The 13,458-nt window shown below is 32.7% G+C and carries 13 protein-coding genes; 12 read left to right on the plus strand and 1 reads right to left on the minus strand.

The genetic code is table 11. The annotated features are described in order from the left end of the window. Positions 1 to 35: 35 nt before the first annotated feature. The 7 genes from ACXHHC_RS03670 to ACXHHC_RS03700 all read left to right on the plus strand — a co-directional run bounded on the left by ACXHHC_RS03670 (position 36) and on the right by ACXHHC_RS03700 (position 3,963). Positions 36 to 269 carry a hypothetical protein gene (locus tag ACXHHC_RS03670; protein WP_458228302.1) on the plus strand — a complete coding sequence of 78 codons (234 nt, stop codon included), beginning with the start codon at positions 36 to 38 and terminating at the stop codon, positions 267 to 269. 73 nt (positions 270 to 342) lie between these two features. Then, positions 343 to 879: a Crp/Fnr family transcriptional regulator gene (locus ACXHHC_RS03675; protein WP_458228303.1), complete on the plus strand. Its 537-nt coding sequence runs from the start codon at positions 343 to 345 to the stop codon at positions 877 to 879. Between the two features lie 54 nt (positions 880 to 933). Next, positions 934 to 1,488 (plus strand): DinB family protein, encoded by a 555-nt coding sequence (locus ACXHHC_RS03680; protein WP_458228304.1) that lies wholly within the window; start codon positions 934 to 936, stop codon positions 1,486 to 1,488. A 108-nt stretch (positions 1,489 to 1,596) separates the two neighbouring features. Further along, on the plus strand, positions 1,597 to 2,481 hold the full coding sequence (locus tag ACXHHC_RS03685) for a M28 family peptidase (RefSeq protein ID WP_458228305.1): 885 nt from the start codon (positions 1,597 to 1,599) through the stop codon (positions 2,479 to 2,481). Between the two features lie 7 nt (positions 2,482 to 2,488). Then, positions 2,489 to 3,133 (plus strand): alpha/beta hydrolase, encoded by a 645-nt coding sequence (locus ACXHHC_RS03690; protein ID WP_458228306.1) that lies wholly within the window; start codon positions 2,489 to 2,491, stop codon positions 3,131 to 3,133. 74 nt (positions 3,134 to 3,207) lie between these two features. Continuing rightward, positions 3,208 to 3,552, plus strand: a complete 345-nt coding sequence (locus ACXHHC_RS03695; RefSeq protein ID WP_458228307.1) for a hypothetical protein — start codon at positions 3,208 to 3,210, stop codon at positions 3,550 to 3,552. 81 nt (positions 3,553 to 3,633) lie between these two features. Continuing rightward, positions 3,634 to 3,963, plus strand: a complete 330-nt coding sequence (locus ACXHHC_RS03700; protein WP_458228308.1) for a hypothetical protein — start codon at positions 3,634 to 3,636, stop codon at positions 3,961 to 3,963. A 51-nt stretch (positions 3,964 to 4,014) separates the two neighbouring features. Here the strand turns inward: ACXHHC_RS03700 and ACXHHC_RS03705 are convergent, their stop codons facing one another. Continuing rightward, on the minus strand, positions 4,015 to 6,369 hold the full coding sequence (locus ACXHHC_RS03705) for a heavy metal translocating P-type ATPase (RefSeq protein ID WP_458228309.1): 2,355 nt from the start codon (positions 6,367 to 6,369) through the stop codon (positions 4,015 to 4,017). Positions 6,370 to 6,512: 143 nt separating this feature from the next. Between ACXHHC_RS03705 and ACXHHC_RS03710 the strand changes: the two genes are divergently transcribed. From ACXHHC_RS03710 to ACXHHC_RS03730, 5 genes are all read left to right on the plus strand, one after another. Then, the gene (locus tag ACXHHC_RS03710) at positions 6,513 to 7,202 is read left to right on the plus strand and encodes a Crp/Fnr family transcriptional regulator (RefSeq protein WP_458228310.1); all 690 of its coding nucleotides are present in this window, start codon (positions 6,513 to 6,515) and stop codon (positions 7,200 to 7,202) included. Positions 7,203 to 7,271: 69 nt separating this feature from the next. Further along, complete coding sequence (gene argS / locus ACXHHC_RS03715; protein ID WP_458228311.1) at positions 7,272 to 9,044, plus strand: arginine--tRNA ligase; 1,773 nt, start codon at positions 7,272 to 7,274, stop codon at positions 9,042 to 9,044. Between the two features lie 62 nt (positions 9,045 to 9,106). Further along, positions 9,107 to 9,700: a hypothetical protein gene (locus tag ACXHHC_RS03720; protein ID WP_458228312.1), complete on the plus strand. Its 594-nt coding sequence runs from the start codon at positions 9,107 to 9,109 to the stop codon at positions 9,698 to 9,700. Between the two features lie 203 nt (positions 9,701 to 9,903). Beyond that, complete coding sequence (locus tag ACXHHC_RS03725) at positions 9,904 to 11,436, plus strand: sulfatase-like hydrolase/transferase (protein WP_458228313.1); 1,533 nt, start codon at positions 9,904 to 9,906, stop codon at positions 11,434 to 11,436. Positions 11,437 to 11,480: 44 nt separating this feature from the next. Beyond that, complete coding sequence (locus ACXHHC_RS03730; protein WP_458228314.1) at positions 11,481 to 13,457, plus strand: beta-L-arabinofuranosidase domain-containing protein; 1,977 nt, start codon at positions 11,481 to 11,483, stop codon at positions 13,455 to 13,457. The last annotated feature ends 1 nt before the right edge of the window (position 13,458 follow it).

The raw sequence follows: 13,458 nt of genomic DNA on the forward strand, positions 1-13,458 counted from the left end.
TGGAGTAAAAAAATAGTTACTTCACCCTAAAAAAAATGATTCCAGAACAAGACCAAAAATTTAAGGAAGTACTTTCTAAAATAGAGGGACCAATTAACGAACAACTATTTTTTAATAAGTTTATAGAACTGTTTCCTGAAGCTTGGAAAAAGCATAAAATAACCTATTCTAAATTTAAGAGAAGTAAACAATTTGGTCAAACAATTCCCCTCCCTAAACCCGAAGTTTCGTTACGAAAGGAAATTAGAATTTGGTTACACAAACAATAAAAACCAAAATAGTTAACTTTTTAACCTTCATACAGAAATCCCTCCTTCTGAATCATCTATTTTACTCCATTTCATGAACCCAATAGAATTTCTTATACAGCAAATCAATCACAACGATTTATGGGAAAAAGAGCTAACTCTGGAAAGAAACGAATATTTAAAAGTTCAAGGAACTGTAGACACCAATTTATACTGGATAGTTAATGGAAGTTTACGAATTTTTGTAATTGACGAATTTGAAGAACACACCATTCGTTTTGGTTACAAAAACAACCTTGTAGCTGCGTTAGATTCTTTCTTAAACGAAGAGCCATCAGACTTTTACATTCAAGCTCTAAAAAAAACGACTGTTAAAACCATTTCTAAAGAAAGCTACACTCGGTTAATTCAGGCTACAGACGAAATTAAAAAAGTTTGGCTGCAATTATTAGAGAGCTTTGTTTTACAACAAATGGAACGAGAACGAGACATCCTTACTTCTTCTCCACTAGAAAGATACAAACGTGTTTTAAAGAGAAGTCCACAATTGTTTCAGGAAATTCCGGACAAGTACATTGCCTCTTATTTACGAATGACTCCAGAAACACTTTCTAGAATTAAAAAATCTTAATTTCAATCAATTTTTATAATTCTTAAATAACTGAAATTTGTAAAAAAATATACGATGGCAATAATTACAGCAGATTTTATTCAGGAATTATTAGAATTAACCAAAGAAAACATCAATACAGCAGAAAATTTTAGACATCTTTCTACAACGACATTAAACTGGAAAGAGAACCCTAATAGTTGGAGTGTTCTAGAATGTATCGCACATTTAAATCGCTATGGAGATTTCTACATTCCAGAGATTACAAGTAAAATTAAAACAGCAAAACATCCCAATACAAAGGAGTTTAAAAGTAATTGGTTAGGGGCTTATTTTAGCAAATCGGTATCTTACAACGAACCGCTAAACAAAATGAAAACTTTTAAGGCAATGGATCCTGCTAACTCTGCATTAGATACAGACACCATAGCTATTTTTATAAACCACCAACATCAAATAATAGACTTGTTAAACAAAGCCCAACATATAAGTTTAGACAAAACCAAAACAGCTATTTCTATTTCTAAATGGATAAAATTACGTTTGGGAGATACCTTTAGAGTCGTTATTTACCATAATGAGAGACATATAAAACAAGCTGAAAAAGTACTTTCTTACATTAACAATTAGTTAAACTAAAATATTAGAATTTCCTTACTGCAAATAGTAATTTAGTTGTTCTCACTGTTAAGAATCGACTCTACTATGTATTCTTAACTGTTACTTTAATTGCTATCTATGAAAGAAATATTATCCCACAAAAAAAGATTTAGTAGAAAACAAAAAAACAGCTTTTTGCTATTAATTGAAGCTAAGTTACAAGAGTTAGGTTACCAAACAGAAACACACAAGTTTAAAGGTTTTCCTACATCTATTAATTTAGAAACAAAACATAGTAATCCAGAATATATTTTCATTGCACACTATGACACTGGAACAATTATTCCTTTTTGGATGCATTGGTTAATGAAATTGTTTGGGATTAATAGGCAACTTCTTATGTTATTAGCACTTATAGTATTACCTCTTTTTTCAGGTCTTTTCTCCGTAGGGTATCAAAAAACAGCAGATATAATATCTACTTTTTTTTTAGTTACAATGGCTTCTATATTCTTTCCTAATAAAAATAATTTTGACGACAATACGAGTGGAGTATTATCAATATTAAAAACTGCAGAACTACTTAAAAACAGAGGAGTTAATAATGTGAAATTTATTTTTGTAGATAACGAGGAACTTGGACTTATAGGTTCTAGTGCCCATAAAAAACATTTAAGTAAAAATGGCTTAATCCCCAAGAATTGTAAAATAATCTCTGTAGACTGTGTGGGTGGCAGCGGAACTATTCCACTAATAATACAAAATGGAAAGTCTAATTATGCATCATTATTTGAAAATGCTATTAAAGAAGAGTTTGGTACCTGTAAAGTATCCAAGATGTTACTCCCTGCATCGGATAACTTTCCATTTAGAAAGTATGGAGCTATTAATATTAGTTTTGTAGAAGAAACAATTATCCCAAATGGATTTTACATAAAAAACATACACTCTGCCAAGGATAATGAAATTGATATTAATAAAATCAACAAACTCAGCTATGTTCTTAGTCAAGTAGTTCAATAGATATATCATGAAACACATATACTACATAAGTGGCTTAGGAGCAGATGAGAGAGTTTTTAAATTCCTTTCCTTAAAAAACGTAACAGAAAAACATATCTTTTGGATTCCTCCTTTACAAAACGAATCTATTCATAATTACGCACTCCGTCTAAGCAGGCAAATTGACACAAGTAAGCCGATAATTCTTATAGGTGTTTCTTTTGGAGGTGTAATAGCACAAGAAATTGCCCAACACATTGTCACAGAAAAAGTTATTATTATTTCTAGCGTAAAGTCTTACAAAGAGCTTCCTTTTTCTTTAAAGTTTGTTAGAGCCACACAATTACACAAGTGTTTACCATTAAAACTATTACAATGGTTAAACTTAAAAACTGCAAATTATTACTTTGGAATTGAAACCAAACAAGAAGCTATACTTTTAAAAGCGATTATTAAAGACAGTGACGATACATTTACTTTATGGGCCACCGATGCAATAATAAATTGGCAAGGAAATTATAGCACGCCTAATCTTACCCATATTCACGGAACTAAGGATAAAATTTTTCCCAAAAGAAAAATATCCAATGTTGAATGGGTAAAAAATGGCGGGCATTTTATGATTGTAAACAAAGCAAACGAAATAACTAACAAGATAAATTTGGTTCTTTAGTATGATAAAAGCCAATTGCTTTCTTATTAAATTTACCTAATTACAGGTAACGCTTAACAACTAAAATAAATCAAATGGAAAATCAAATTGCTGAAGAAGAAAAAATTAACAACGAAATTTACGACTATGCTGCCAACCTTATGATTCAGGTTGAAAAAAATAGTTCTGAAGTAATTGCCTCTTTAATTGATGTTAAAGGGTTAGATGAACAAAGTGCTTCTAAAGTAGTGCTAGACTTGGAGCAACACATTAAAATAGCAAAAAAAGAAGCGGCTAATAAAGACATGCTATATGGTGCATTGTGGTGTATAGGAGGAACTATTGCAACCATGGCAGACATCGGTTTTATATTTTGGGGAGCAATTGTATTTGGAGGAATTCAGTTTTTTAAAGGACTTGTTAACTCTGTAATAAAATAGTAAAATCATGATTCAGAAAGAACGATTAGATGTTTGCTTAATTTGTCAGAATAGAAAGGTAAACTTTGACATTGGACTCACTTGTGGTATTACAAACACAAGCCTGAATTTGAAAACAATTGCGATGACTTTTTAAAAGACGAAGAAGAAGCACAAAGAAAATTACAACAAAAGTTAGATGCAGCAGGTAATGCACGATCTCAGAACGGTTCTTTAAACCCCAAAAGCAATATTAGAGGAGGAATTACACTAACTGTTATTGGAGTTCCACTCTTTTTATTTGTATCTATTTGGATTGGAGGCCTGTCCATTATCACTGGAATTTCTTTTATATACAGAGGAAACGAACAGAAAAAGATTTTAAAAGAGAACGAAAAACTTAAAAATAAAGTGTCTAATATGAATTCTTAAAAAAAGCACCTTCTTAACCTAGAAGGTGCTTTTTTATAGCTTGGTAAACTACTAAACCTTAAGACGTATACGTTTGCCTAACAAATTGGTAGCCAACGTTACAAAAACTACAATTGTAATAGAGCTCAAAGGCATTAGAATAGCTGCTATTAATGGAGTTAATTGTCCCGAAATAGCAAAGTAAAGTCCAATTATATTGTACAGAATAGATAACACAAAACTAATCTTTACCACTCCCAAACTTTGTTTGCACAATTTGATAAACTTAGGAAGTAATGCTAGTTTTTTTGCATCTATTATGGCATCACTTGCCGGAGAAAAAACATTTACATCTTCTGCAACCGCAATACCAACTTCTGCTTGTAACAAAGCCCCAGCATCGTTTAAACCATCGCCTACCATTAATACAGACTTTCCATGCTCTTGGGTTCGTTTTATAGTATCTAATTTATCGTGAGGAGATTGATTAAAATAAAATTGTGTCGCTTTAGGCAAATTTTCTTGCAATAAAAACAACTCTGCATCATTATCTCCAGACAAAACATTTATAGCATGATTTTCTCCTAGCTGATGTAGCATTTTAAAAATATTAGTTCTATAACTATTGCTAAATTTAAAATAGCCCTTTATGGTATTATTTATAGCAACATACACCCTACTCTCAGTTTCATTATTTTTAGCTCCAATATATACTGCCGATCCAAGTTTGATTGTATCTCCTTTGTAAATAGCTTGCAAACCTTTTCCTTCTATTTCTTTAAATGACTCTAAAGCGAACCTATCCCCTTTTAATTCTTGATATAAAGTTCTGCTTAAAGGGTGGTTTGAATTTTTCACCAATGATCTCACCAACGCTTCTTCTTTAGGAATTAGTGCTTGTCCCACAAAGGCAAACTCCTGTTTTTCTCTTGTAGTTAAAGTTCCTGTTTTATCAAAAAACAAACTTTCTACTTGTGCCAATCTTTCTATTACAGTACTGTCTTTTAAATAAAAACGTTGTTTTCCTAATACTCTCAATACATTTCCTAGCGCAAAAGGAGCAGATAATGCCAAAGCACAAGGACATGCAACTATTAAAATAGACGAAACTACATTTATAATCTGAGTACGGTCTACCACCAACCAACCTATGGCAGCAACCAATGTAACTATCAATAATCCTATGGTAAAGTACTGACTAATAGTATCTGTAACATGAGTTAGTTTGGATGTTTTTGTATAAGAATTCTGACTCCACAACTTGGTTAAATAACTCTGATCTACTGTTTTGGTGACTTCCATAGTAATTCCCTCTCCTTGTTGCTTTCCCCCTGCAAATATCTTGTCACCAGAGTCTTTAGAAATCAACCTAGACTCTCCGGTTACAAAACTATAGTCTAATACTGGTTTTCCTTTTAAAACAATTCCATCCGTAGGTACAATTTCCTGATTCCTAACAAACAAAACGTCTCCTACCTTTAATTCATTTACAGGAACTACTATTTCTTCATCATTTTTAATAGTAGTCACCGCTATTGGAAAATAGGATTTAAAATCACGTTCAAAAGACAAGAAATCATAGGTTTTTTTCTGAAAAAACTTCCCTAGTAATAAAAAGAAAATCAGTCCTGTTAAACTATCAAAATACCCCTGACCTGTAGCTGTAAAATATTCATAACAACTTCTTACAAAAAGTACCACAATCCCTATGCTAATAGGGACATCAATATTTAAGATTTTCTTTTTTAAACCTTTGTACGCAGAAATTAAATACTCATTCCCTGCATAACATACAATTGGAATAGAGAACAAAAACATTAATAAAGAAAAAACAGGCTTGTATTGCTCTAACCAAATATCTGGCTTTCCAAAATACTCTGGAAACGACAAAAACATGGTATTTCCAAAGGCAAAACCAGCAATGGCTAATTTATAAATGGCCTTTTTACTCTTTTTTTGTGTTTTCTCCCCGTCTTCTAAACTAATGTAAGGATCGTAACCAATCATGACTAACAGCTCTACAATCTGTTGTAAAGTTGATGTGTCTTTATAGGTAATCTGAACGGTTTTCTTGGAAAAATGCACTCGTGAATTTACAATAGCACTATTTAACTTTTGCAAGTTTTCTAACACCCAAACACAAGAACTACAATGAATAATAGGAATATACAGAGTTACAATCTCTATGTCTTCTTCTTTAAAGTCTAATAATTTTTCTACCACCTTAGGGTTCGATAAGAAATTATACTTTCCTTCAATCCTATTGGGGGTAGCTCCAGGAGTATCTTCTAACGAATAAAAATCCGTTAAATCGTTCTCGCTAAATATTTGATAAACTGTTTTACATCCATTACAGCAAAACTCCTTATCATCAAATAACACGATTTCTTCAGCAGCCTCGTCTCCACAGTGGTAACATGTAGCCATTTATAGTAGTTAGTAGTTGTTGTTAGTACAAATTTCTATAAAAAAAAAGGAGGATTCTATGACGATTATCATACTCCCTACGTGGTCTTTTTTTTGTAATTTTGATATCGGTTGAATCCCCAAAAAAATTAAAAGCCATAACTATGGAGACTAGATGTGAACAATGCCTTGTTAAACAATTTAATAATCTAAATGCTTTAACAAAAGACGAGTTAATGTGTATCTCGGACTCAAAAGATGTTCATGTTTTCAAAAAAGGGGAAATTATTTTTCAAGAAGGAAAATTTACCTCTGGAGTTTATTGTATTAAAGACGGTGTCTGTAAGCTCTCTCAGTTAAACGCAAACGGTAAAGAACAAATTGTAAAATTCTCTAAAAAAGGAGATTTAATTGGGTACCATTCTGCTATAACTAGTGAATCTAATCCTATTACTGTGACTGCATTAAACGATGTTTCTGCTTGTTTTATTCCACAAGAATTGATTAAAAAGCCTCTAGAAGAAAACCCTAAGTTTTCTAACGAAATGTTTAAAACAGTTTGTAAAGATTTAAAAGAAGCCAATAATACACTTACCAATATTTCTACCAATACGGTACACCAACGTATGGCCGATTTAATTCTTTTCTTAAAAGAAACCTATGGGGTAACAGAAACCAATACCATTAAAATTCAGTTAAGTAGAAAAGAAATTGCAAGCTCTGTTGGTACTGCCACAGAATCTGCAATTCGTATTCTATCTACCTTTAAAAAAGATGGTCTTATAGACTTAGTTGGTAAGTCTATTACCATTTTAGACGAAGTAGAATTGCAAAGAAGAGCTACAGGATTTTAGTAAAAGGTAAATTCTACCGCTCAGTTCCATAATTTGTGTATTTTTGCCACGCTAAAGAAATACACAAAAATGAGTATCCAAAACCATTTAGAAATTGCTGTTAAAAAGGCATGTAACGAAATTTTTAATATTGAAATCCCTTCTGTAGAATTCCAAGCCACTCGCAAGGAGTTTGAAGGAGATATTACTGTAGTGGTTTTTGCCCTACTAAAATTTGTAAAAGGGAACCCTGTACAAATTGGAACTCAAATTGGAGAATACTTAACAGAAAATGTAGACCTAGTTACCAATTTTAACATGGTAAAAGGTTTCTTAAACATCTCTATCAACCCTAACTTTTTTGTAGACAGTTTTTACAACATCTATGAAACTGAAAACTATGGAATTGTTAGTCCTAAAGAAGGAGACAAAGCCGTAATGGTAGAATACTCTTCTCCAAACACCAACAAACCTTTACACTTAGGGCACGTTCGTAACAACTTATTAGGTTTTTCTGTTGCCGAAATTATTGCTGGAGCAGGAAAAAAAGTATACAAAACCCAAATTATTAACGACCGTGGTATTCATATTTGTAAAAGTATGTTGGCATGGCAAAAGTTTGGAAATGGAGAAACTCCTGAGTCTACCAATTTAAAAGGTGACAAATTAGTAGGTAACTACTATGTTGCTTTTGACAAAGCTTACAAAGAAGAAATCAACACTTTAATTGCCCAAGGTAAAACAGAAGAAGAAGCTAAGAAACAAGCTCCTATTTTATTAGAAGCTCAAGATATGTTACGCAAGTGGGAAGCTGGTGACGAAGAAGTAGTAAACCTTTGGAAAACAATGAACCAGTGGGTGTATGATGGATTTGCAATATCGTACAAAAACTTAGGGGTTGATTTTCACAAAAATTACTACGAAAGCGAAACTTATTTATTAGGTAAAGACTGTGTAAAAGAAGGATTAGAAAAAGGGATTTTCTACCAAAAAGAAGATGGTTCTGTTTGGATTGACTTAACAGATGAAGGTCTAGATGAAAAATTGGTATTAAGAGGTGATGGAACATCTGTATACATTACTCAGGATATAGGTACAGCCATTCAACGTTTTCAAGAATTTGACATTAACGGATTAACGTACACAGTAGGTAACGAACAAGATTATCATTTTAAAGTGTTGTTCTTAATTCTAAAAAAATTAGGATACGCTTGGGCAGCTAATATGTATCACTTGTCTTATGGAATGGTAGATTTACCATCTGGTAAAATGAAATCTAGAGAAGGTACAGTTGTAGATGCAGATGATTTGATGAAGGAAATGGTAGATACTGCCAGAGAAATTTCTCAAGAATTAGGAAAGTTAGAAGGATATTCTGACGAACAAAAAGAGGAGTTGTACAAAATAATAGGAATGGGGGCCTTAAAATACTACATTTTAAAAGTCGACCCTAAAAAACGTATTTTATTCGACCCTAAAGAATCTATTGATTTTAACGGAAATACAGGACCTTTTATTCAATACACCTATGCTCGTATTCAGTCTATCTTAAGAAAAGCTGATTTTGACTTCTCTGAGAAGCAAAGCATTGAAATTTCGGAAAAGGAATTGGCTGTAATTAAGACTTTACAACAATACGCAGACACAGTGCAACAAGCTGCAAAAAACCATAGCCCTGCTTTGGTAGCTAACTATACATACGATTTGGTAAAAGAGTACAATTCTTTTTACCAAAGCTCTTATATATTAGGTTGCGAAGATGAAGCTGTTAAAATATTTAGAACGCAATTGTCTAAACAAGTTGGAGAAACTATTAAATCTGCTTTTAACTTATTAGGTATAGACGTTCCTGAAAGAATGTAACAGCAACTGTCTACTTCCTATTGATTATTAACAAATCTTTGAATCTTTCAATTATTTAATACTTGAATAAAACAATCTACATATCACTCCTAAAAGCAATACTTAAAATTTGTATTGCTGGAGTGTTTATTGGCTTATTACATCAATACGATTGGATTGTTGCACTTATATTATTTGCCAAAGTAATACACTCTATGTATAGCCTTGGGTTTAAAGGTGGAAACAAATATTGGATTGTTCCTATTGGAATGTTTTTTACAGGAATCCTAGGTATTGCAGCAGAATACTGGGGTACCGAAAATGCCTACTGGGAATATCATGATGTAAATACTAATTTACCATTATGGTTACCATTTGCTTGGATGTTGGCTTTTAGTTACATCTATAAATTAGAAAAAGAGCTTTTTTCTGCTTTACCAAATCCTACCTTAGGCTCTAAAGCAATTATTACATTTCTATTGGCATTGGTTTTTCCAGCCTTTGGAGAAGTTATTACTATTAACCTAGGAGTTTGGACTTACTCTTGGCCTTATCAATTTTTAGGAGTGCCTCTGTACGCTCTAATCTGCCTAGTAGTACTACATATGTTTGTAAATGGTGTAATTTATCTACTTGCTAAACGTTTTAAATTTAACGACCCCGTATTTAATTCCTAATAGAGAGTCTCTTCAATATAGACAATCTTAACAGAATTCTCTTATCACAAATAGTATCTCTATTTTAACCAAACCTTATACATTTACAGAGGTTTGACCCTTATTTTCACCCATACAACAACCCTTATTTTAAGCCATCTGTTCGTTAATTTGTAATTATAATTAAATTGGGGTTGTACCCAAAAAACGAACGCTGTACTTAAATGAAAACAAACGTAATTGCTCTAATCCTAGGAACTCTTTTTAGTTTAAACACTTTTGCTCAACAAAAGAAACCAAACGTATTACTAATCTATACAGATGACCATAGATATTCTGGAATACATGCTTTAGCTGGTGAAGGCGTAAAAACACCTAATATTGACAAACTAGCAAACGAAGGATATATATTCGACAACACCTATTTAATGGGTGCTTATACGGGTGCTACTTGTATGCCTAGTAGGGCTCAATTATTAACCGGGAGAAATCTTTTTCAATTAAACGGTTTAGGACATACCATTCCTAAAGAGCATGTAGCTATTGGAGAAGCTTTTCAAAACGCAGGGTACCATTCTCATATTGTAGGAAAATGGCATCAAGACAATCAATCTTTAGGACGAATTTTTAACAGTGGTGGTTCTATGATGAGTAGAGGAATCTATTTAACAGATCATTACAGAATGCCTTTGTGGAAGTGGAGAAAAGATGGAAACTATAAAAAGAAAGATGCTTTTATTTATACTTACGATGAAAAAGGAAATAGAACTACAAGAAAAGTTGCTAAAGGAGAAAAAAGAGGACCTTTAAAAACTGAAAAAGATGGTCCACACACTTCTGAGATTTTTGGGGATGAAGCAGTAGATTTTGTTTTAAAACAAGAAGGAAACAAACCCTTTTTTATGTATTTGGCTTTTCACGCACCTCACGATCCTAGGCAAGCACCTAAGAAATACAAAAAAATGTATCCAGAGAAAAAGATAAAGCTAACTCCCTCTTACCTTCCTCAACATCCTTTTGACAATGGACATTTATACTTAAGAGATGAACAGCTGGCTCCTTGGCCAAGAACAGAAGCAGTAGCAAAAAAAGAACTATCGGACTACTATGCCATTATTAGTCATGTAGACAGTCAAATAGGTAGAGTTATTGCGTCTTTAAAGAAAACAGGTCAATACGAAAACACTATTATTGTTTTATCTGGTGATAGTGGTTTAGCAGTTGGAAATCATGGATTAATGGGGAAACAAAATGTATATGATGAAGATGGAATTCATGTACCTTTAATTATTTCTGGAAAAGTAAAAGGAAATGGAAAACGATTTAACGCTTTAAGTTACATACACGATATCTACCCTACTATTTGTGACATGGCAAATATTAAAAAGCCGACTTCTGTTACAGGTAAGAGTTTAAAGCCTGTAATTGATGGTAAAAAACAACAAGTTAGAGAATATACATACCATGCTTACAGACAGCATCAAAGGGCTTATAGAAAGGGAGATTACAAATTAATAGAATTTGTACAAGCTCCTGATTATGATAGAAAAAACAAAATTTCAATTACTTCGGGTAGTAAAGTAACCCTATTATTTAACTATAAAAAAGATCCATGGGAAACCACTAACCTAGCCTTTTTACCAGAATATAAAGAGGTCCTTGCGCAAATGAAAAAGGAAATGCGTAAAAAAGCAATAGAACTCAACGATTATAAAGAACATAATGGCTATACAGAAGATTTTTGGGATTATTATTAAATGATACTAATAAAAAAATCTATCATGCTTAAAGCTTTTTAATTATGAATAAAATAATTACTTCCTTTTTATACGCCATCATATCTCTAGTAACTTTAAGTACACTGGGGCAAACCTACTATGGAAAATACAAAGAACTTCCTCTAAACCAAACTAAGCCCTCTGGCTGGCTAAAACAAGTTTTAGTGAAACAAGCCCAGGGTTTAGGAGGAAACCCTACCGTATCTGGCTATCCTTTTAACACTCGCATGTGGACTACAGACATTCAAATTCCAGAAGGTCATGCAGGTAGTGAGGATTGGCCTTACGAACAAACAGCATATTTTTTAGACGGAACTTATAGATGTGGTCTATTAATTAACAATAAGAAACTAATAGACTTTGCAAACAAAGACTTTAATTACACTTTAAACAAAGTCCCTGCAACAGGGATATTAGGACAAGTTATGTGTAACGACTGGAGTCGTGTAGTCTATTTTAGAGGATTAATGGCCAGGTATGAGATTACCAAAGACAACTCTATTCTTCAGAAATTAACAAACCACTTTTTAAAAACTCCCCGTTTATTTAATAGTGGTAGAGCTTTATTTAGCATTGAATCTATTTTATGGTTGTATGATAAAACTGGGGACAAGAGATTGTTACATTTAGCTATCAACAGTTTTCATAATAGTAAAAACACAACCGAAGGAGGTGAGTATAGTAAAACGAGTCTAAACAAGAACTTACCATCTAAACTGCTAGATCAAATGTTATCGGATAAAATCCCACATGGTCATGGAGTTAGCAATATGGAACAAGTAAAAATTCCAGCACTACTCTATATGTACACTGGTAAGGAGAGGTATTTAAAAGCATCTATCCATCAATTTAATAAAATTGTAAAGCATCATATGTTGGTAGACGGTTGCCCAAGTTCTGTAGAGCATTTAGAAGGTAAAGCAGTAGATTTAGCTCACGAAACTTGTGACATCGTCGATTTATCTTGGAGTGCTGGTTATTTATTAATGGCAACCAATAATGGACACTGGGGAGACCTACTAGAACGCTGTATATTTAATGCTGGTTTTGGAGCTATGGATAAAGAATTTAAAGCACATCAGTATTACTCTGCTCCTAACCAACCTGTAGCAGCTGAAGAAACAAGCCAGTTTAACGCTAAATTAAATTGGGGAAGTATGGCTTTAGGTCGTATGTGTTACCGCACAGGACATGATACTGAGTGTTCTACAGGTAATATCCAAAGAATGTTTCCTGTTTACGCAAGTAGGATGTGGCTAAAAAAAGCTGATGACTCAGGAATTATCGCGGCATTGTATGGAAGTTCTGATTTTAATTTTACCAGTAAAGGAAATTCAATAAAGGTTCATCAAAAAACCCAATACCCTTTTAATGAAAAAATAAAATTTCATTTTGAAATGGATAAAACAAATCGTTTTTCTTTTACCATGCGTATACCTAAATGGTGTAGCAACCCTAAAGTATACATCAATAACAAAAAAGTTAAAGACATTAAAATCCACAAAGGCATGCTAACTTTAGAGCGTAAATTCAAAAACAAAGACGCTATAAAACTGGTATTGCCTATGGAAAATAAAATTACTTCATGGGGAGAAAACAATACCGGATTTGCTATTGAAAGAGGTCCTTTGGTGTATGCATTACCCGTTAAAAACAAAACCATTACATTTCCTTATATAGGAGATCCAAAACTAAGAGATTTCCCAAATAGGCTTATGTACCCTACATCTACTTGGAATTACGCTCTAGATATTAAAAACAATAGCGAAATTCAGTTTACTTCTAACAATAGTAAAACCAATTATCCGTGGAGTGTAAAAAATAGTCCTGTTAAAATGAAAGTACCAGTTAAGCAAGTATTAAACTGGCATCTTAACGGAACCAAGCATCTAAAAATATTTCCAAAAAAACTAGAATTAAGTAACAAACGTGAATTTATAGAATTGATACCACTTGGTAGTACTTACCTAAGAATGACTTTATTTCCTATAGCAAATTAAA

The sequence above is a fragment of the Wenyingzhuangia sp. IMCC45574 genome, from assembly GCF_054182685.1.

Bases quoted from the DNA above. Each gene is read 5' to 3' on its own strand.
- ACXHHC_RS03730 (WP_458228314.1), top strand. From the start codon at position 11,481: ATGAATAAAATAATTACTTCCTTTTTATACGCCATCATATCTCTAGTA.
- ACXHHC_RS03695 (WP_458228307.1), top strand. From the start codon at position 3,208: ATGGAAAATCAAATTGCTGAAGAAGAAAAAATTAACAACGAAATTTAC.
- ACXHHC_RS03675 (WP_458228303.1), top strand. From the start codon at position 343: ATGAACCCAATAGAATTTCTTATACAGCAAATCAATCACAACGATTTA.
- ACXHHC_RS03670 (WP_458228302.1), top strand. From the start codon at position 36: ATGATTCCAGAACAAGACCAAAAATTTAAGGAAGTACTTTCTAAAATA.
- ACXHHC_RS03685 (WP_458228305.1), top strand. From the start codon at position 1,597: ATGAAAGAAATATTATCCCACAAAAAAAGATTTAGTAGAAAACAAAAA.
- ACXHHC_RS03725 (WP_458228313.1), top strand. From the start codon at position 9,904: ATGAAAACAAACGTAATTGCTCTAATCCTAGGAACTCTTTTTAGTTTA.
- argS (WP_458228311.1), top strand. From the start codon at position 7,272: ATGAGTATCCAAAACCATTTAGAAATTGCTGTTAAAAAGGCATGTAAC.
- ACXHHC_RS03690 (WP_458228306.1), top strand. From the start codon at position 2,489: ATGAAACACATATACTACATAAGTGGCTTAGGAGCAGATGAGAGAGTT.
- ACXHHC_RS03710 (WP_458228310.1), top strand. From the start codon at position 6,513: ATGGAGACTAGATGTGAACAATGCCTTGTTAAACAATTTAATAATCTA.
- ACXHHC_RS03705 (WP_458228309.1), bottom strand. From the start codon at position 6,369: ATGGCTACATGTTACCACTGTGGAGACGAGGCTGCTGAAGAAATCGTG.
- ACXHHC_RS03680 (WP_458228304.1), top strand. From the start codon at position 934: ATGGCAATAATTACAGCAGATTTTATTCAGGAATTATTAGAATTAACC.